The organism is Chryseobacterium sp. Bi04 (assembly GCF_918698085.1).
Lineage (GTDB): Bacteria > Bacteroidota > Bacteroidia > Flavobacteriales > Weeksellaceae > Chryseobacterium.
This window is the reverse complement of the sequence record NZ_CAKKLP010000013.1, coordinates 86,824-107,225: the sequence shown is the minus strand read 5'-3', so window position 1 is coordinate 107,225 and position 20,402 is coordinate 86,824. Positions and strand designations below refer to the sequence as shown.

At 35.7% G+C, this 20,402-nt stretch carries 17 protein-coding genes; 9 read left to right on the top strand and 8 right to left on the bottom strand.

Annotated features, from left to right (window positions below):
• Window positions 1-71 precede the first annotated feature (71 nt).
• Entirely contained in the window at window positions 72-1,613 is a 1,542-nt protein-coding gene (locus tag LQV47_RS18045; RefSeq protein ID WP_230039935.1) for a serine hydrolase, read from the top strand.
• Between the two features lie 292 nt (window positions 1,614-1,905).
• Here the strand turns inward: LQV47_RS18045 and LQV47_RS18040 are convergent, their stop codons facing one another.
• On the bottom strand, window positions 1,906-2,382 hold the full coding sequence (locus LQV47_RS18040) for a histidine phosphatase family protein (protein WP_230039932.1): 477 nt from the start codon (window positions 2,380-2,382) through the stop codon (window positions 1,906-1,908).
• A gap of 115 nt (window positions 2,383-2,497) precedes the next feature.
• On the opposite strand from LQV47_RS18040, the gene ruvX reads away from it, so the two are divergent.
• From ruvX to LQV47_RS18015, 5 genes are all read left to right on the top strand, one after another.
• Window positions 2,498-2,914: a Holliday junction resolvase RuvX gene (ruvX, locus tag LQV47_RS18035; RefSeq protein ID WP_230039930.1), complete on the top strand. Its 417-nt coding sequence runs from the start codon at window positions 2,498-2,500 to the stop codon at window positions 2,912-2,914.
• Window positions 2,911-3,483: a peptide deformylase gene (def, locus tag LQV47_RS18030; RefSeq protein ID WP_230039919.1), complete on the top strand. Its 573-nt coding sequence runs from the start codon at window positions 2,911-2,913 to the stop codon at window positions 3,481-3,483. The genes ruvX and def overlap by 4 nt, the downstream gene beginning before the upstream one ends.
• A 78-nt stretch (window positions 3,484-3,561) precedes the next feature.
• Entirely contained in the window at window positions 3,562-4,119 is a 558-nt protein-coding gene (locus LQV47_RS18025; RefSeq protein ID WP_230039918.1) for a DUF5606 domain-containing protein, read from the top strand.
• A gap of 726 nt (window positions 4,120-4,845) precedes the next feature.
• Window positions 4,846-5,613 carry a nucleoside triphosphate pyrophosphohydrolase gene (gene mazG, locus LQV47_RS18020; RefSeq protein ID WP_230039916.1) on the top strand — a complete coding sequence of 256 codons (768 nt, stop codon included), beginning with the start codon at window positions 4,846-4,848 and terminating at the stop codon, window positions 5,611-5,613.
• A gap of 52 nt (window positions 5,614-5,665) precedes the next feature.
• Entirely contained in the window at window positions 5,666-6,538 is an 873-nt protein-coding gene (locus LQV47_RS18015) for a hypothetical protein (RefSeq protein ID WP_230039907.1), read from the top strand.
• A 58-nt stretch (window positions 6,539-6,596) separates the two neighbouring features.
• Here LQV47_RS18015 and LQV47_RS18010 read toward each other — a convergent pair whose 3' ends face one another.
• Window positions 6,597-7,079 carry a hypothetical protein gene (locus LQV47_RS18010; RefSeq protein WP_230039905.1) on the bottom strand — a complete coding sequence of 161 codons (483 nt, stop codon included), beginning with the start codon at window positions 7,077-7,079 and terminating at the stop codon, window positions 6,597-6,599.
• 92 nt (window positions 7,080-7,171) lie between these two features.
• On the opposite strand from LQV47_RS18010, the gene LQV47_RS18005 reads away from it, so the two are divergent.
• Window positions 7,172-9,199, top strand: a complete 2,028-nt coding sequence (locus LQV47_RS18005; protein WP_230039903.1) for a M43 family zinc metalloprotease — start codon at window positions 7,172-7,174, stop codon at window positions 9,197-9,199.
• Window positions 9,200-9,269: 70 nt separating this feature from the next.
• Here the strand turns inward: LQV47_RS18005 and LQV47_RS18000 are convergent, their stop codons facing one another.
• A complete protein-coding gene (locus tag LQV47_RS18000) occupies window positions 9,270-12,989 on the bottom strand; it encodes a BamA/TamA family outer membrane protein (protein ID WP_230039895.1) in 3,720 nt (1,239 codons plus the stop codon).
• A 26-nt stretch (window positions 12,990-13,015) separates the two neighbouring features.
• On the opposite strand from LQV47_RS18000, the gene LQV47_RS17995 reads away from it, so the two are divergent.
• Together LQV47_RS17995 and LQV47_RS17990 are read left to right on the top strand one after the other, a co-directional pair.
• Window positions 13,016-14,191, top strand: coding sequence for a Pycsar system effector family protein (locus LQV47_RS17995; RefSeq protein WP_230039893.1), 1,176 nt, complete (start codon window positions 13,016-13,018; stop codon window positions 14,189-14,191).
• 16 nt (window positions 14,192-14,207) lie between these two features.
• Window positions 14,208-15,131: a bestrophin family ion channel gene (locus LQV47_RS17990; protein WP_230039891.1), complete on the top strand. Its 924-nt coding sequence runs from the start codon at window positions 14,208-14,210 to the stop codon at window positions 15,129-15,131.
• A gap of 178 nt (window positions 15,132-15,309) precedes the next feature.
• Here the strand turns inward: LQV47_RS17990 and LQV47_RS17985 are convergent, their stop codons facing one another.
• The 5 genes from LQV47_RS17985 to LQV47_RS17965 form a co-directional block, all read right to left on the bottom strand.
• Window positions 15,310-17,610, bottom strand: coding sequence for a GAF domain-containing protein (locus LQV47_RS17985; RefSeq protein ID WP_230039889.1), 2,301 nt, complete (start codon window positions 17,608-17,610; stop codon window positions 15,310-15,312).
• Between the two features lie 122 nt (window positions 17,611-17,732).
• Window positions 17,733-17,882: a hypothetical protein gene (locus tag LQV47_RS17980; protein WP_230039887.1), complete on the bottom strand. Its 150-nt coding sequence runs from the start codon at window positions 17,880-17,882 to the stop codon at window positions 17,733-17,735.
• Window positions 17,857-18,363 (bottom strand): hypothetical protein, encoded by a 507-nt coding sequence (locus LQV47_RS17975; RefSeq protein WP_230039885.1) that lies wholly within the window; start codon window positions 18,361-18,363, stop codon window positions 17,857-17,859. Before LQV47_RS17975 ends, LQV47_RS17980 begins: the two co-directional genes overlap by 26 nt.
• 3 nt (window positions 18,364-18,366) lie before the next feature.
• Window positions 18,367-18,780 carry a hypothetical protein gene (locus tag LQV47_RS17970; RefSeq protein ID WP_230039883.1) on the bottom strand — a complete coding sequence of 138 codons (414 nt, stop codon included), beginning with the start codon at window positions 18,778-18,780 and terminating at the stop codon, window positions 18,367-18,369.
• A gap of 228 nt (window positions 18,781-19,008) precedes the next feature.
• Window positions 19,009-20,196: a hypothetical protein gene (locus LQV47_RS17965; protein ID WP_230039881.1), complete on the bottom strand. Its 1,188-nt coding sequence runs from the start codon at window positions 20,194-20,196 to the stop codon at window positions 19,009-19,011.
• Between the last annotated feature and the right edge of the window lie 206 nt (window positions 20,197-20,402).

The window sequence follows — 20,402 nt, the reverse complement described above, 5'->3', positions numbered from 1 at the left end:
CTTTTTTTGTTAGATAAGTAAATGTAAGTGGCATACCCCAAATTTCTTATCTTCACAGAAAATTTGTAATAATGAAGCATAATTTCTCTTTGTTCTTTATTCTTTTTTCTTTGATTTCCTTTGCCCAGGTTGAAGAAAAAAAACTGGATGAATTAATCCAGAATACATTAAAAACCTTCGATGTTCCGGGAATGTCAGTAGGTATTGTAAAAGATGGAAAAGTAACCTATTCAAAAGGTTTCGGACTACGTTCTCTTACCACAAAACAACCCATGGATGATAATACTCTGGTGGGTATAGCTTCCAACTCCAAAGGGTTTACCTGCGTAGCATTGGCTATTTTGACAGATGAAGGAAAGCTGAACTGGGATGATAAAGTTTCTCAATATATTCCTGAATTCCAAATGTACGATCCATACGTTTCTCAAAATATAACCATAAAGGATCTGATTACCCATAGAGCCGGATTAGGGTTGGGGCAGGGAGATCTGATGTTTTTTCCGGAAGGAGGAAACCTGACCGTTAACGATATTGTTCACAATGTAAGATATCTGAAGCCTGAAAACGCTTTCAGAACGAAATTAGATTATAATAATATCATGTTCATTGTTGCCGGAGAAGTTATCCACAGAGTTTCCGGATTAAGCTGGGCCGAATTTATTGAGCAGAGAATTATGAAGCCGGTAGGGATGACATCGAGTTTTGGAAGCTACAACAGGGCAAAAGCTATCTCCAATAAAATTGATGCACATGCCCCTGTAGATGGAAAAGCAATTGCTGTTCCCCATGACTGGAATGAAACTGGCAATGCAGCAGGAGGAATTATGAGTAATATCAAAGACATGACCACATGGGCAGAATGTCTTTTGAATAATTTTACAACGAAAGACGGTAAAAAATTAGTGTCTGATAAAAATGTTCAGCAACTTTGGAGTTTACAGATCCCTGATAGAGTAGCTGCAAAAAATCCATATGATACCAGCTTCTACGGATATGGGTTGGGATGGTTTTTAAGCGATGTTAAAGGCTATAAGCAGGTTCAGCATACCGGCGGGCTTATTGGTACGGTGACACAATTTACCCTGATTCCTGATCTGAAACTTGGAATTGTGGTCTTAACTAACCAGCAATCAGGAGCTGCCTTCAACACCATTACCAATACAGTGAAAGATTCTTATCTGGGGGTGGCAGACAGAAACTGGCTGAAAACATATGGTGAGAGAATGTCTAAGATAAATGCAGAATATGATAAGCAAAAGAAAGAAGCTTATGTAAAATCTGAAACTTTTAAGAAAGATAAAGGACTTCAACCAAAAGCAGAACAGTTTACCGGAACTTATCATGACATCTGGTTTGGAGATGTAGACATTACTCAACAAGGAAATACCTACAGGATATCATGCAAAAATTCTCCAAGATTGAAAGGCGAGCTGCTTCCGTATTCCAACAATTCTTTCATTATAAAATGGGATGACAGAAGCTATGATGCGGATGCTTTTATTATTTTCAGCTATGATGAGAATGGAAAAGCACAGTCAGCGAAATTAAAAGCTATTTCCGATGTTACAGATTTCAGTTTTGATTTTGATGATCTTGATCTGAAGAGAAAATAAGTGGCATAATTGCAAAAATATTCAACAGAACGGGCTTTAGCCCGTTTTTTTGTATACAACGGATAGTTTTTTTGGCTGAAGTTTAACCACCCTGTCAAAAATAAATTTTTTGCCACCCCACCAGTGAAGGGAAATATGTAGTCTGCAAAAGATATACTGGTTTACTGAAACAGGTTTAAGCCCTGTTCAGCTTTTGAAAGCTCTGAATTAGGATGATGTTTTTCAAAAAAAGTTTTTAACTTAAGCAGCCGTTTTTTATTACCATACTGAATAAAGAATTATTGAAATGAAGCTAAATTTTCCCCGGCTCATAAAAGAATAGAAGTTTCTTTTGGGCTCCGTCAAATTCAGACCATGAAGTGCAGTCTACTTCAAAACCTGCGACACCACAGGTCGGAAAATGAAAAATATCTTCAGAGATAGAATTGGCAAAATTCGAGATTCCGTTATTATGGGAGAAAAAGGCAACCGAGCTAAGGTTGTCATCCAGATCATAAATTACAGACTCAAAATTTCTTTCCGAAGGATTATAGAGTTTTTCATCAGTAGAAAAATTAAGCTGATAGGTTTGGTTAAAAATTTTGCATGTATTCAGCGCACGGACGGCCGGGCTTGAAATAAAATGGTCAATAGAAATTTGATGACTTTTCAGGAACCGGGACATGTTCATAGCGTCTTCTAAACCTTTATCTGCTAAAGGTCTGTCAAAATCCTCCGTTTCTTCCGGCCAGTCGCTTTTTGCATGTCTTACGAGGATGAGTTTCTTCATATATTTGTTTTTTGGAGGATTAAAATTATAAAAAAAATAATGGAATAAAACATGATTTATATAAAAAAACTGCGTTATGAATAAAATCATTAAATTTTACTAAATTTGCAAAATTATGGGACAAATCCTTGCGATAGACTATGGAAAGGCACGTTGTGGCATTGCTGCAACAGATGATATGCAGATTATAGCCAGTGGGCTGGATACTGTGGAGACCCGTTTTCTGATGGAATTTTTAAAAAAATATTTCAGCGAAAATAAGGTAGATGAAGTAGTAGTTGGCCTTCCCACAGATTTGAAAGGGAATATTTCAGAAGTGGAAACTGATATTTTAAAATTCATTGAAGAATTTAAAAAAGAATTTTCGGATATTGCAGTCCACCGTTTGGATGAAAGATTTACTTCCAAAATGGCCTCGTTTTTTATTTCCCAAAGTGGAAAGAGCAAAAAAAAGAGACAGGAAAAGGGATTAATAGATAAAGTAAGTGCAACCATCATATTGCAGAATTTTTTAGAACAAAGATTAAGATGATTTTACCGATAAGAGCTTTTGGGGATCCTGTTTTGAGAAAAGTAGGAAAAGATATAGATAAAGATTATCCTGAATTACAGGAATTACTGGATAATATGTTCGAAACGATGTACAGCGCAAATGGCATTGGTCTTGCTGCACCTCAGATAGGATTGGATATCCGTCTGTTTATAATAGATGTGACCCCCCTTGCAGATGATGAGGATTATGAAGATATCAAAGATGAGCTGGCAGAATTTAAGAAAGTTTTCATTAATGCCAGAATTCTTGAAGAATCGGGTGAAGAATGGAAGTTTAATGAAGGCTGTCTGTCTATTCCGGATGTAAGAGAAGATGTGAAAAGAAAAGAAACTATCGTCATTGAATATTATGACGAAAATTTTGTAAAACATACAGAAACTTTTTCCGATATTAGAGCCCGCGTAATTCAACATGAATACGATCATATTGAAGGGGTTTTATTTACCGACCATCTGAGTGCACTGAAGAAGAAACTGGTAAAAGGAAAACTGACAAAGATTTCTCAGGGTGATGTAAGCATCGGCTACAAAATGAGATTTCCAAAATAATGTAAACAAGGATTAAAAAAAGAATAATAAAAGGCAAAAAGCTGAAAGCTGATTGCAGAATTTACAAAAAATAAAATTATGCTGTTAGAAAAAATAATTTCAATTTCTGGAAAACCAGGACTTTTCAAATTAGTTTCTCAATTAAGAAACGGGTTTATTATTGAAGATGTTACCAACAAGAAAAAAGTAAGCATTGGTAACTCTAGCCAGGTAAGCTTATTGGATAATATTGCAATGTTTACATTTGATAAAGAAGTTCCTTTGTTCGAAGTTTTTGAAAATGTTGCTAAAAACAATGATTATAAAGAAACTATTTCTCACAAAGCTTCTGATGCTGAACTGAAAGATTTTATGTTGGCTTCTCTTCCTAATTATGATACAGAAAGAGTATATGCATCTGATATCAAGAAATTGGCTCAATGGTATAATATTCTTCACAAAGCTGGATATATCACTCCTGAAAGTTTTGTAAAAGCAGAACCTGAAACTTTGGAAGGTGAGCCTGCAGAAGAAGTAAGCATTGAAAAAGAAACTAAAAAAGCGGCGCCTAAAGCAGAAAAGCCTGCTGCTCCTAAAGTAAAGGCTACTTCAGCTGCAAAGTCAGCTCCGAAAAGTACACACACTAAAAAAGGATAATCCGGTCACCGGATTTTACAATACAACCTTGTTGAGAACTTTCTTAACAAGGTTTTTTGTTTTGTGGGGATAAGAGGGGGAGGCAAGGATTGGAGTTGAAAGTTGAAAGTTAAGAGTTGAGAGTTAAGAGTTGAGAGTTAAAAGTTAAGAGCCGAGATGCTAGATTTCAGATATTGAAGGTTGAAATACAACTTTAAGTTAAAGTGAATTTTTCTTTGCAAGTGAATAGTGATTGGTTGTACCAGATCTGTAAAAATTGACAAGCACAGCGGATTGATCATTCACAATTTGCAATGCCGTTTTAAGTCAGAGATTGAATTTTTCTTTGCTGGTGAATAGTGAATTTTTTATCTGCAAAAAATTGACAAGCACAGCGGATTGATCATTCACAATTTGCAATGCCGTTTTAAGTCAGAGATTGAATTTTTCTTTGCCAGTGAATAGTGATTGGCTGTACCAGATCTGTGAAAATTGATAAGTGCAGCCGGATTTACGATTCACAATTTGCAATGCCGTTTTAAGTCAGAGATTGAATTTTTCTTTGCCAGTGAATAGTGATTGGTTGTATCAGATCTGTGAAAATTGATAAGCGCAGCAGATTGACGATTCACAATTCCTGCTTCATACTTTCAACTCTTAACTCTCAACTCTCAACTTTCAACTCCAAGGCTTGCGCTAAAGTCAAAATAACCCTTACATTTGTATAATTTTGAATTTCCCATTACTATGAATACGAAACAGGAAAAGCTGGAAGCTTTCGGAAGACTACTGGATATTATGGATGATCTGCGTGAAAAATGCCCATGGGATCAAAAGCAGACTTTAGAGTCGCTTCGCCACCTGACTCTTGAGGAGACCTATGAGCTTTCAGATGCCATACTTCAGGAAGATTTACAGGAAATAAAAAAAGAACTGGGAGATGTATTGCTTCATCTGGTTTTCTATTCTAAAATAGGATCTGAAAAAGGAAGCTTTGATATAGCAGATGTTATCAATTCTCTCAATGAAAAGTTGATTTTCCGCCATCCCCATATTTATGGTGATACTGAAGTGAAGGATGAAGAAGAGGTAAAGCAGAACTGGGAGAAGTTGAAATTGAAAGAAGGTAATACCTCTATCCTGGGAGGAGTGCCGAAAAGCCTTCCAAGTATGGTAAAGGCGTACCGGATTCAGGATAAGGTAAAAGGGATTGGGTTTGAGTTTCATAATGCAGAAGATGCCTGGGCAAAGGTAGATGAGGAGATCCAGGAATTCCATGAGGAAACGGATCCTGTTAAAAAAGAACAGGAGCTGGGAGATGTGTTTTTCTCATTGATCAATTATGCGAGGATTTCAGGAATTAATCCTGATTCTGCATTAGAAAGAACAAACCTGAAGTTTATTTCAAGATTTCAAAAGATGGAAGTACTTGCCAATGAGCAAGGTTTAAAACTTGCTGATATGTCCCTGGAAGAAATGGATATTTTATGGGAAAAAGCAAAGCTTCTTTCATAAAGTCGTATTTGGAACGATTAATGCTTCTTAATTTAAGTTAAAAAAAATACATATGATACGATTTCTTATTTTACCTGTTTCACTTTTACTGAGCTGTAATCCTAAGGCACAGAATCAACCCACTAATGATGATAAATTACAAGTACAGTATACCTTACCTAAAAAGCTAAAGGAGGTTTCCGGAATTACCTTGTCTCAGGATAAAAAGACAGCCTGGGTCATAGAAGACCGTGGAAATAAAAATGCTGTATATGGGCTTAATGATAAAGGTGAATTGCTGGCCACTATTCCGGTTGAAAATGCTGAAAATACAGACTGGGAAGATATTATCTCAGATACACAAGGAAATATTTACATCGGAAATTTTGGAAATAATGATAATAGCAGACAGGACCTTGCTATTTTGAAGACAGATTTGAAAGATGCCACTCAGGCAACAACCAAGGTGATTCAAACCACAAAATTTCATTATCAGGGACAGACTGAATTTCCTCCAAAAAAATCTAACTTATTGTATGACTGTGAGGCTTTTGTAGAGATGGATGGTAACTTCTATCTTTTTACCAAAAACAGAAGCAAAGGTTTTGACGGAACTTTCCTTGTTTTTCAGGTTCCTAATAAAGAAGGAGATTTTGAAGCTAAATTAATAGGGAGATTAAAGCTTGACGGAGGGTATAATGATGCTGCTATTACTTCTGCAACCATCAACAGTACGAAAGATAAGATTGTACTGCTTACCCATAAAAACATTCATGTTCTCAGTGGGTTTACAGCAGATGATTTCAGTTCTGCCAAAATTCAGAAAATACCATTAGACCACAATTCGCAGAAAGAAGCGATTGTTTTCCTTAATGACAAAACATTAATTATTGCTGATGAAAAAGCTAAAGAAGAAGGTGGAAATGTATATCAGCTTGCTTTTTAAACAAATCAATATTTATAAATAGTAAACCACAGAAATTATCTGTGGTTTTTTTATTGGTTTATTCAGGTTTCTTTTTAAGATTTCTGGTAGGTTTTTGAATTTCATTATACAAAGCTTCTAATTCTTTTGGTGGATGGCCCGAGTCAAAAGTTGCTGAGGTATAGGTTGTACCGCCCGAAGTAATAATAATGGTAGCGGCCAGAGCTCGGTCAGAATATCTTCCTGTTGTGGGAGATTGAAGCTTGGATATTGCAGATAAATCAAGCGCTTCTGCCTGTTTGGAAATGCTTGCCCATTCAGAGGGGGAGATAGAAGAATTGGTTGGGTCTGCATTATTGGAGGTGTAGATTTTAGAGGTAGCTGTGAAAGTCACACTATCATTAACTCCTCTTGTTTGTTCGATTAATTGTACTTTTTCAATTTTCCCTTGTTTTGTATTTATTGTTGAATTTTTTCCGTTGTTTTCACTTTTATTTTGATTAATACAACCTATAATTGAAAATATGAATACGGAATTAATTAATATAAAATGTTTTTTCATTGAATTATTTTTATGTATTTGGTGTTTTTTTTATCTATTATTATTTGGTTTTTTGTTTTTGTTTATATATTTGCTAAAATATAAAAAAGAATATGAGAAAAACTACTATTTCGAAATTTTTTTTGGTACCTCTATTATTTTCCGGAGCTGTATTTACCAATGCTCAGAATAAAGAAGGTTCAAAATTTTCAAAACGCTCTACAGAAGGAAATAGGGATCCCCGGGGAATTGAAAGATGTGGAACTGTTGCGTATGAAGAAGGTCTTAGGAAACAGTTTCCTGAGAGATTTACAACGGAACAATTTGAAGAATGGCTGGCCCCTTTAATTGAAAAAAATAAATTGAATAGATCCCAGAACGGGAATGTCATTACTATTCCGGTTGTAGTACATGTTATTCACAATGGTCAGGATATAGGAACTGCTCCCAATATTACAGATAGCCAGGTAATGTCACAGATTACAGTAATGAATAACGACTTTAGACGAATGACGGGAACTCCGGGATTTAATGCCAGCCTTGTAGGAGCAGATACTGAAATACAATTTGTACTTGCAAAGGTAGATCCTAACGGAAATCCCACCAATGGTATTGATAGGGTAAATCTTTGCCGGGAGTTCTGGGCTAACGGATCCCCAGCAGATGGTTACGAAAACTTTATTAACAGTACGGTAAAGCCTACAACAATATGGGATCCTACAAAATACATGAATATGTGGAGTGTAAATTTTGCAGACAGTGGCTTACTGGGCTTTGCTCAATTTCCATCTAATTCCGGACTTCCGGGGATGGCTGCTAATGGTGGGCTCGCCAATACAGATGGTGTTGTTGCAGGTTTCTCTACTTTTGGGAGTATGGATTACAATGATGGAACATTTCTGATGCAGGCGGGCTATGACAGAGGGAGAACAATGACTCATGAGGTAGGACACTTTGTAGGATTACGACATATCTGGGGAGATGCTAACTGTGGAAATGACTATTGTGCAGATACTCCAACAGCACATACTGCAAATTATACATGTAATGCTGCAATAGCCAGCTGTGATAATCCACCAGCCTATGAGATGGTTCAGAACTATATGGATTATACCAATGATACCTGTATGAACATTTATACGAATGATCAGAAAACAAGAATCAGAACAGTAATGGATAACTCTCCAAGAAGGGTAGAGCTGAAGACATCTAATAGAGATCAGCCTATTCCTCTGTTTGCTAATGATGCTGAGATCAAATTTGACGGAGGCTGTTCAATTGGTGTGGTGAATTGTGGGGAAGGAGTAGTACGTCTTATTCTTAATAATAGAGGGACAAGTAATTTAACGTCAGCTGTTATTTCTTATTCATTCAATGGTGGTGCTGTTCAAAATTATAACTGGACAGGTAATTTAACTCAGGATAAATCAAGCGTTATCAATATTCCTGTTGATGGAGCTGTAGCTTCTTCTCCTGTTTCATTAGCGATTGTCTCAGTCAACGGAACAACAGATGAAAGAAGTACAAATAATACCTCAAACGGTAATTATGTGAAACCTATAATACCTGAGTATTTTGGTACCACTACATTTACTTTTAAATTATTGAGAGACCGATATGGAAATGAGACAAGATGGAACCTGAGAAATAGTGCTGGCCAGATTGTTAAGTCCGGAAACTATTCTAACACACAACCGGGACAGCCGAATCCAACACTTATTACACAAACATGGACGCTTCCTCAAGATTGTTATGCATTTACTATTTCCGATGATTTTGGGGATGGCTTAACAAATGGTTATGTTGATTTATCTACAAGCTCAGGGCAGGTTGTATTTCATAAAGATGGTGAGTTTGTTTATGAAACTAAAACATTTACAACAAGAGAGACGCTGGGAACCAAGGAAACGGATAAGAAAAATAATTTCGGAATATATCCTAATCCGGTTAATGATATACTTACTATCTCATCTGTTTCCGGAGAAGCGCAATTTGAAATTCATAATGCTGTCGGACAGCTTATTAAGAAAGGTAAAATTGAAAATAGCCAGATCCGTGTAGCTGATTTAGTGAAAGGTACTTATGTTATTACAATACAAGATCGTACAGTTTCTGAAAGTATTAAATTCATTAAGAAGTAATACAAACATATATACATAAAAGAAAAACTCAGGTCACCCTGAGTTTTTTTTATTTACTCACTTTGTTAATTTAAAATTTCATACCAATGCCTGCTGAAATCCTTCCGCCATCTGAGCCATAGAAATAATTTAACCTTGCGGAGATCATTTCTGCAAGACTTAGCCAGATACCAGCACCAGCAGATTGATGCCATTTTCTTGAATATTCGCCATCATTCCATACACGCCCAATATCATAGCCTACCAGAATTCCAAGATTGGCAGGAATAATATTATTTCTGATTCTTCCAAAATCCCATCGGATTTCTGAATTGTTGATAAAGTATGATCTACCGGAAAATCTTTCATTTCTGAATGCTCTCATTCCATTGTTTCCACCAATAGTTGCCGCCTGGTAAAACTCAAAGCTGTCATTATTAATCCACATGGCATGACTGGAATTGGCAAAAACAAAATTTCCTTTTTTATCAATTCTGTGGTCAATAGCCAGCTTACCTTTCAGAGTAAGGAAGTTCCGGTTAAAATTTGATAAAATTGCTTTCCAGTCGGCATTAAGCATGAACTCCATTCCAAGAGTAGGGAAGGCAACATTATCTGAATTTTTATAACTGAATGTATAATTGGCCCCTACAAACTGCTGGCTACTGAAGACTTCAGGCCTTACATCGGGAGATTCGTTAATGAATCTTCCTTCCTTTACCTGTACTTTATTGTCTTCAAAGGTAAGCTGAATCTGATGATTGAGATTCATCCAGCTTTTTTTGGAGATGGAAGGAGCAACATTGAATTTGGAAATCCGGGCTCTGTTATATTCTCTCTCCGTATTTTCTTTATCATAAGGGCTTTCATTGGATAAACCGAAGAAATTCTGAGAGAACCTTGGCGTGGTATAGGCAGCATCCACATTGAAATCCCATCCTTTAATTGCCTGTTTGAAAATCCCTTTATAAGTAAGACTGAACCCCGCTGTAGCAGTATAGAAATTGGCTTTTAAACTGTGTTTTTGAGTATAAGGGTCGCGAATAAAGTTATTCACGGTATAATTTGCTAAAACACCAACAATTACTCCATCATCAGGGTTGTAATCAAAGTTGGGGTATCCTGCAAATGAATTGTATTTCGGGTGCTTATAATTGTAGCTGTTGAGGTCATAATCATCAGAAATATTCTTTGTGGCATTGCCGGCATTGTTATAAGTGTTCCTCTGTGATTTAAAATCATAAATTTTCACTTTTCTTCCGTCTGCAACATTATATACATCGTGATTATATCCACCAATCAGTCTGATATTCATCTTTGGATTTCCGGTTCCTGTTACTTCATAGATATCATCATCTTCGAGCCCATAGATCCAGAGTTCTTTTGTTTTTGAATCATCATATTTTTTTTCAAAAACCAGTTCATTTTTATCTTTGTTTTTACCGAGTTCATATTGTTGTACAAGTACAGACTTTCCATTTTTTGTAATGACGAATTTATCAGGATTTATAGTTCCTGCCAATGGAACTTTTTTCTGAAGCACATCATAATAGTCGAAGGCATAATCCTGTAACTTGGTTTTTCGTATTTTCAGTTTTTTCTGAATATCGGCAATGGTTTCATCCTGTACTTCTTTGGGAAGATTTTTGAATGCTTCATCAATATCGGAATCGGTAAGGTGTTCCTGGATGTATTTTGCCTGTGCTACCCATTCTTCCTGAGTAGATCCTTTTAAAAAGACCAAATCCATTGGGTAAGGTTCCATACTCAGCCATTTTACACTGCTGATATCTTCTGTGAATGTTTTCATATGACGGATCGCCGGGACATTCATAATAAGTTTGAATGCAGCTCCGTCATATTTACTGAAAGCCTGATCCCGGTCTTTGGGAATTGGTTTGTAAACCACTTGATCTCCTTTCTCATATTCAGCCCATTTCCATTGATCCGAATGGCGGTCCCAATCTCCGATCAGCATATCAAAAATCCGGGCCCTCATATAGGATTCCTTATCAACAGAATATTTATAGTTTTTGATGAGGTTTTTCAGTACGTCATCAGTAGAAAGAATATCTTTTGCATTATCCAGTGAAGCTAAGGTTTTGGGGTCTGAAGAAAAACGCTCTTCAATCATATACATTTCATCACCGTAGTTTTGATTGTACCTGCCTAAAGCCTGTTGCTTAGGAATATAATATAATTTTGGATTGCTGTGGAAAATTCCCAGTTTATCGGCCATATTTCCAACGGAAAAAGGAGTGAAAGGATGATTCGTGGTATAAAAGTCCAGTAAGAACTTTTCAGGAAAGGTATCGGTAAGTTCTTCTCCAAATGTACTTTTGGTAAAAGCCATATTGTTGAGAAAACGAATGGCACTTTTTTTTATGCCGCGCATTACAAATTCCTGTCCGTCTGAAGATTTTAATCTTAAGCTGTTGGATTGGTTTCCTCCTCCTTCTCTGAAAGGGATAAAGCCGCCATTAAGCTCCGAAAGGTTGGCTGTAGGAGCTTCAACAGGGATTCCGTAATATCTTCTGTAGTGATCTCCCCAAAGCCATCTGTAAAATTTTCTTTTTTGGGTAAGCTGTAGCGGATAGATAGTAGAAGATATGGCTGGCGGAAAAGAATTTGGAAAGTTATTCACAAATACGTCCGGTTTTGAAATGACAGAGATCTGGGCCAGCCTCTGAAGCTGGGTATCTTTTGTTGAAAAGAATTCAACATCGGTACTCTGGTCATTTCTGATATTTAAAACAGCAAAACCATTTCCGCCGTAAGAGAAATCTGTTTTTTCGACAATCGTAGACGGATCAGTTTTGGAACCTGCACCACTGATGATCTGTCTTATATTTCCATCTTCATGATATTGAAGATTATGATCATGTCCTGAAACAAAGATGATATTTTCTTTATCCTGAACAATACTTTTTAACCGGTTGGCAAGATCAGCATAATGCTGATTGTTGATATCCTGAGGATTTGCCCCTGACGAGCTCCTCAATATGTTGATAACACTGGCCACAACAGGAACAGGAATTTTACTTTTAAGAGGATAAAGGTGAGATTTTGCAGAGTTAAATCCTGCATGAGTTCCGCTGCTGATAATAGGGTGATGCAGGGCCACAATAATTCTTTTGCCTTGATTTTTGATGACCAGGTCTTTAAACTCTGTGAAAAAATCTTCACGGGTTTTTATATTACAGTTTTTATTGATTCCCGGGTAATTATCCCAGTTGGCGATCACCCATTCCGTATCAATGGCAATTAATTTAATATCCTGAGATATGTTGATATCATCAATAGGGCAGCCGCTTTTAGGTAAAAAGGGCTTTTTATCATTGAAATAATTCTTTACCAGGGTTTCCTGGGCTTTTAATCCGTCCACACCGCTGTACCAGTCGTGGTTTCCGGGGATCACCAGTGTCTTTCCTTTGAAGTTTTTGGTGATAGAAAGCTGATTTTCGAGTTTTTGTTTGGCAAGATTATAGTCTTTATCCGTTTCTTTAGGCATTCCGTTAGGGTAAATATTATCACCCAAAAAGATCAGCATAGACTTGCTGTCTGCAGAATCAAGCTTGCCTTTCAGTAAATTCAGGGTTTTCTGTGCCTGAACTTCATCTGCATTTCCGGCGTCACCGATCAGGAAAAGCTTAAAATCAGCTTCAGATTTTATATCAGAATCTTTTACTTCAAATAAGTTTTTGCCTTTTTGTACGTTATAGGTTGCACAAGAGTAAAGGGCTCCTGCGGATAATACTGTCCTTAGAACAATAGAAGTATTTTTTAGATGAGTTTTAAAGGATAAATTCATAAATTTACAATAACAAAAATTCAGGAATGAGCATTCTACACAAAGCTAAAAATTATGTTGAAATCTTATTCAAAGATAAGTTATCTTCGGTATATTTTTATCATAATTTTATTCATACTGCCTATACAGTAAACAAGGCAGAAGAAATCATGAAAAATACTCCTGTTTCCGAAGCGGATCAGGAGAAGGTACTTGTGGCACTTTGGTTCCATGATACCGGCTACATAGAATGTGCGATGAATCATGAAGAGAGGGGTGTGGAAATTATGAAGGATTTTCTGCATCAGGAAAATTACCCTGAAGACTATATCGGAGATGTTGAAAAACTGATCATGGCCACAAAAATTACTTATGAGCCTCAGAATTTACTTGAGAAAATAGTGAAAGATGCTGATTTCAGCCATTTTGCAGGTCATGATTATAATGATATTTCTGATGCCTTGAGAAAAGAATGGGAGCTTACCAATGTAAAATGTTTTTCTAACGACGAATGGAATGCCGGAAATCTGGATATGCTGAAAAACAGGCATACTTTTTATACAGATTATGCCAAAGAAAACTGGGAACCTTTAAAGAATAAGAATATCAAAAAGATTGAAAAAAAGCTGGAGAAAGAAGCTGAGAAGAAGGAAGAAAAAAAAGATAACTCTGAAGGGAAAAAAGAAAAAGAAAAATCTGACAGAAGTGTCGATACTTTATTTCGAGTGACGCTTAATAATCATACAAGACTGAGTGATATTGCAGACAGTAAAGCGAACATTCTGTTATCTGTAAATGCTATTATTATTTCAGTATGCCTGTCTGTATTAATTCCGAAGCTGGATACCCCTAAAAATTCACATTTGATTCTTCCTAGCTTTATATTACTGCTTTCAAGTGTGCTGACAATTATATTTGCCATCCTGTCTACAAAACCCAATGTAACCAAAACGACTTTTACTCCTCAGGATATTGCTAACAGAAAAGTAAACCTGTTGTTTTTCGGGAACTTTCAGCAGATGCTGTTTGATGATTATCATAATGCAATGAAAGACCTTATTAAGGACAGGGATTATATTTACGACTCTATGGTAAAGGATTTGTATTACCTGGGAAAAGTCCTGGACAGAAAATATAAGCTTCTATCCATAACATATAAGATTTTTATGGCTGGAATTATTATTTCAGTACTTTCTTTTGGATTTGCATTTCTTAGTCTTTAATTAAAAAACAGATACAATGATTGTTAGGCAGCGCACAAACTGGCTGAAAATGCTATTTATATGGAGAGGTTCTGTGTTAAAGAAAATTGTAGTTCAGCTAATCATTATTACGCTGTTTTCATTGGCTATTTATTATTTTAAAGGAAAAATATTTGATTATAAAGTACATCTTAATCCTACGATTTTTACATTAATAGGATTGGCATTAGCCATTTTCATGGGTTTTTGCAATTCCGCAAGCTATGATCGTTTTTGGGAAGGCCGCAAGCTTTGGGGACTGCTTGTTATTGAAACAAGATCGCTAACAAGGCAAATTTTTTCATTGGTAAATGATTCTTCTCCTGAATCTAAAGAAGAAAAACAGAAAATCATCAAAATGATCTCTGCATTCTGCTGGTCTTTGAACCATCAGCTCAGAGATAAATCCGGAACTGAACACCTTTCGCGGTTACTTTCTCAGGAGCAGGTGGAGCAGCTGAAGGATAAAAAATTTATTCCAAGTATAATCCTGGGTTTTATTGCCGACTGGCTGAATGAACAGCAGAAAAAAGGAAATATTGATACCATTGTACTGACTTCTATGGACCATCAGCTGAATCAGTTTTCTAATATTTCCGGAGGCTGTGAGCGAATTTATAATACACCGTTACCATTTGCCTACAGTGTTTTGCTGCACCGTACGGTATACCTATACTGTTTTTGGCTTCCTTTTGGGTTAGTTGATTCCCTGGGATGGATGATGCCTTTAATTGTCCTGCTGATCAGTTATACCTTTATTGCATTGGATGCTATAATCCAGGAAATTGGGGAACCTTTTGGGGAAGAAGAAAATGATCTGGCCCTGAACAGCATCTGCCGTACTATTGAGTTTTCTATTTTTGAGCAGGCTGAAATACCGCAGGGTGAGCTGAAGAAGCCGGATACTTATTTTATAGATTAGGATAATCTGGCTGATGATTGGTTTTAAGAATAAAAGTTTATTAGTTACCTGAAAGCACATCAAGATGTAAGTCGGAAGATATACCTTCTCACTATGAAAAAAAATGCTTATCTACCCATAATAAGGCAGTAGTTATTAAGTAAAAATGAAAAAATCATAAAATTATTGAGTCCACAATTTATATCAACGTCACTCTCAGCGCCAGCAACCCAGTGATCCCCTGAAGGTCTTCAACTTTCAGAAATTCTACGTTAGGTTGTAAAATTCCTTTGTTCTGAAGTTTTGAGATATATTCGAGATATTCTTTCTGGTTTTCCATTCCGAAATAGACTATGGTAATCTTTCCGGGAGCGGTAATTCTTTCCGAAGAGTCTTTTACATGAGCTTTGTCAAGACGCTTTTTTATGATTTCATAATAGGAATTATAAGCCCCATCTACATCAAAGCGCTTTTCATCCATTCTGAATCGGATGTCTATTTTTTCATTGTATACAAAGATCAGTGAAGCTATATCCAGCTGAATCGGAAGCTGCTGTTTAAAAGACTGAAACTCCATTTCCATTTTGCAGATGGTTTTCAGCTGCGAGTATCTTAGCTTATGGACTACTTTTGAAGTGTAATGAAGCTCCGGAGCTATAGTGGTACCAATGTACAGGTTGTGTTCCACTCCATCAGACTTAAACCTTTCATAATAATGTGGAAAGATCTGTTGAGCTTTCACCTGGCTTTCATCCAGCATATCTGCCAATTTCCTGTTGACAAGCGTTATAGAATCATCCAGTTTTTTTCTGTGGTTATAAAACAGGTCAGTTTGAACCCGCACCTGCAAAAAGTACTCTTTAATTTTAGTTTTTAATTCTCTGGATGATCTTACCTCCAGTTTTCCCTGTAGGAACGGATGAATTTCTTCTCTCAATAATCTTTGAAGACGCTGTTCAGTATCAGCCTTGATCTCATTATTCAGTTCATTTTCAAAAACATCTAATGCGAGCATAAACTTTTCCGAATCAGAATTGGTTATTGTTAAAATATCGATTAACCATTCAATCTGCTGGTTGAGGTCCTGAAGCATGAGGTTAAAACGTTTTTCCGAAGAAGAACGGATGTCTGAGACTCCAAATAAAGGGGTTAGATTTTTAAATGATATCTCCTTTAGAGTATATATTTTTTTTCCAAGCGATGCCGTAAAATATTTTTCAGCTTCATTCCTGAACTTCCATACCACACTGTCATGAATAGATGTATACTCGCGCTGGATAATAGCTTCTATCTGGTAATTTTTCTCAAAGTAGAATCTGCTTAAAGAAAAAAGGATCATATCGGAAAAAAACTCCATTTTTTTGAGTTTTAAGCCGTTAAAACTTCCAGCCAGGGGAGACGTAAATTCCATGATAGCAAGAAGCTCATTATCTTTCATGATGGGAATCACCATAAAGCTGTTGACGTTATTGTCTTTTAATATGCTGAAAGAAGGAAGCTGTCTGACATTTTCATCCAGATTATCGACATTGGAAACGACAATGGGTTTTGAGTTGTGGTTTAAGTTGTTGAAAGTATTTTTACGGGTTTCTTCGTCAAATGTATTGATCCAGAAATCAAGGATATGATTGGTTAGAAGACTTTCGTAAATAGGAAGTTTATCAAGCTTCTGTTCTTTCTTATTGAAGGTCATCAATCCAAAATTAAGCTCTGATACATCAAAATAGGATTTGAAAATTTCAGTCAGGTTTTCATCCGGATTTAAATCTTCAGGATCAATCTCTATCATGCTTGATTTCAGATCAGATAGTGCGACTTCGGAAGTACAGTCTACCAATGAAATAATTGTAAACCCCTTTAATATCCAGGATTGCGAAGGAAAATATTTTTTCCACAATTTAAAGTCATCAAGATTTTCCAACAACACATCCAGAATATCATCCGATGGTATTTTTGCATCTTCTGTAGGATAAATTTCAGTAAAGTCTGAGTTTACTGTTATTTTATAATGTTTCATGATTCCCTGCTGATTCGGGATATCATAATAAAAAGGGATTGTACTTTTGATATCTTTCTTAAAGTAGCTCTGAAGAATCAGACAGCAGCAGAATACATAAAACTCATCGTCATTAATATTTCTGAGTTCTATTTCAAAATCTTTACCGGCGTCCTTAAGGATGTTTTTAAACCTTTCGGTATAATTAAAAGTAATGTTGGAAAGGGGAATACTTGCTGCCTTTATTTCATTATGGGTAAGGCCGGTAGGGAAAAGGTCGGCAAGAAGTAACCTGATGAGGTCTTCATGTTTTTCCAGCAAGGTGATATCCTGAAAGCCTTCTTTAAGCTCTGTAAATTTTTTTGTTCTGTCAATCAGGGATTCAGCATAGTTGACCCTGTATTCCAGGCGGTCATTATAGCGGATATGTTCCAATACATCCAAATATTTTTTGAACGATATATAAACCTGAAAGGGAGAGTCTTTTTTGTAAAGATTAGCCAAGAGCTGAAATTTAAAGTAAAGTTATGAAAAAAGTTGTCTCCAATAGGTCTGGGACAACTTTTATTATTTTAAAAATATAGTAATTGTTTGGTGGTCAGGGCTTCTGATTTTTATGATGAGTATTAGAACTTTATATTATATCCCAGTATAAACTGTGTTCCGAAGATATTGAAATGCTGGGCATCATAGCTGGATTGCTGATATCTGCCATTAAAGGTTACCGTATTATAAACTTCATCATACGTTTTATCTGACCGTTTTTTCAATTTCATATTTTTCACTGATTCCGACTATTGATTCCATTAAGTTACCTTCCATAGTGATTGTACCGAATTTTTTAGATAGGGTAAGAGATTTCCCATCGGAAATGTCTTTTAGTCTGAGTTCATCTTTTGATTCGCTGAATAATTTTAATTTTTTTTGAACATTCTCCACATAAGAATCGATAGAAAGTGTTGCACTTTTCCCATGGATGTGTAGATGAATCTGTCCCCAGGCTCTGGGATCTGCAGTTTCATCTTTTAATCTTAAAAATGAACCTGAATATTTCCCGTTCCAGATAGATCCTGTTTCCTGTACAGAAGCTTGACCTGGATCTTCTTCCGCTTTTGTTTTCTGTATTTGCTGCCCTGTGACAATCTTCTCACGCTTTAGACTGGAATTGGGTTCCGGAGTGTTTTTATTGCTTTGGTTTTCCTTGCAGGAAAATAATAACAGAATCCCGGCTGTGTAAAATATTGTGTTTAAATTCATGATTTATGGAGAGCATTTCTTTAGTATGATTTCTTTGGTTTTGCTTTCCTGCTGGAAATTAGTTTCTTTACATTCTCTCTTCTTTGTTTTTCTGTTGTAAAACCCATACCAGTAAAAATGCATAGTATTTTTATCAATGATCTTCAGATATGCTATAGGTTCATTATTTACATATTCTTTCCAGTTGAGCCCTCTTCCAATATTTCCAATATCTTCCGGAACTTCTTTTAGTGTATAGGCAATACCTTTTTCAAAATCATATCTCTTGAGTTCTTTCATATCGATATAAATTTGATTGTATAAAACCGTCAGTGATGCCTCTTTGCCATCGATAGATATGCTTCCGGCTCCTTTTTTACAGTCTACCTGCAGGAGAGTATTCTTCTTCTTTTTTTTGGGAGGTTTTATCTTCAACACTTTTTATATTTATTGGGCCTTTTGATTGTTGTAAAGTATCATTTTCCTGTATTGAATATGCTACTGAAGTATCAGATTTTGTTTTTTTAATTTGAACAACCTCCTGTTTTTTTTCTTTACAGGAAAGTAGTAATAAAAATCCAATTGTATATAGTATTTTATGTGAGCACATCGTTTAAGGAAAATATGTTTTTACTATCATTAGAAACCTTAATTATTTTAGAAAAGCTATTTCAATTTTTGAAAAAATTCAGCAGTTACATCTTCAAATTTAATTTTTCCGAAGTTCTTTTCTGTCCAGACCTTCATTGGAATACTTCTCTCATGATTGCTCTTGTCGAAATAGCTTTCCCCATATTTATGGAGGAAAATTTCATTTCCGATAACCTTAAAGGTGATATATGCGCTCACCAATACATTATAATCTGAGCAGTCCTGGTGCTCGATCGTAAAGTAATTATTTTTCACCGCCACTGTACTAAAACCCTCAGAAATACAAGTGTTTCGTTTATCAAAAACCAAGTGGTCATTGCTTTTCCATAAGGTATTCCCTTTGTAGATCTTTACAGGCAAATTAAAATGCTTCTGGTCATATGCATCTTTATCTGAATTGTTTTTTAAAACTTCAATTCTGTATTTTATCTGGTCATTATTGAAGCTTGCATTAGCGTTAAAGACAGCCTGTCCTGGGGTTGAGCCTGCTATATTTACAAGAGCACGAATTTCGTCCAAGCTTTTATACTGTGGCGCATGAATTTCTTTGATGATCATTTCAGGCTGTGCTGTACTTCCCTTAAAATAAATGAATGGTAATTCACGTTGATCCTTAGGCATTGTATAATCGCCATCCCTTTCAAAATTGTTGTTTAATGAAACCAGGATTTCCTTGTCAGCATCTATTACCAATTCTTTTATATCTCCAGGATATCCCCAAAATGTTTTTCCCGGATATCGGGTATCCTGTAGGGCTGGGTTAAAGTAGAGCAGGGGAATTTGTTTTCCATTTTGAATGTCATAGATGGCGTAGTCAACTCCATCTTCATACCCAATAGCTCTGATGATTTCATATTGTTTATCATTATCTATATTTATCAACCATTTTTTGTTGATAGAACCCCATGGATAAGAGAATTGATACAAAAGTTTACCATTTTTAAACCAATACTCATAAGATGTTGTAGCATCAGCATCTGAGGTTGTTATAACTGTTTCCTGTTCATTGTCACCATCAATATCAATCTTTTCTTTGCTTACTACTTTCTGATCTTTGGGAATAAGCTGTTCAATGATAAATTCTTGCCCTATTAGATTCGGTATTTCTGTAGACACTCCTTTTTCTTTATCCCGTTCTTTACACGAGAAAAGAAATGTTGAAAAAAATAAAACTAAAATGAGGAATAAATTATTGAGTTTCATCTTTTATCTGTTAATCTTTATCTTCTTCTAGAGAGAATTTATAAAATTGATAAGGAGTATTACTTTTTATTCTTGCAGAATTATCATATTGTTCGGAGTCTTCTATAACATTAGATATTCCATAAAATTCTTTATCTTTTTTATATAATGTAATTTTATCTACAGGCCTAAAATTACAACTATTTTTTAATAAAATTTTCGTATAT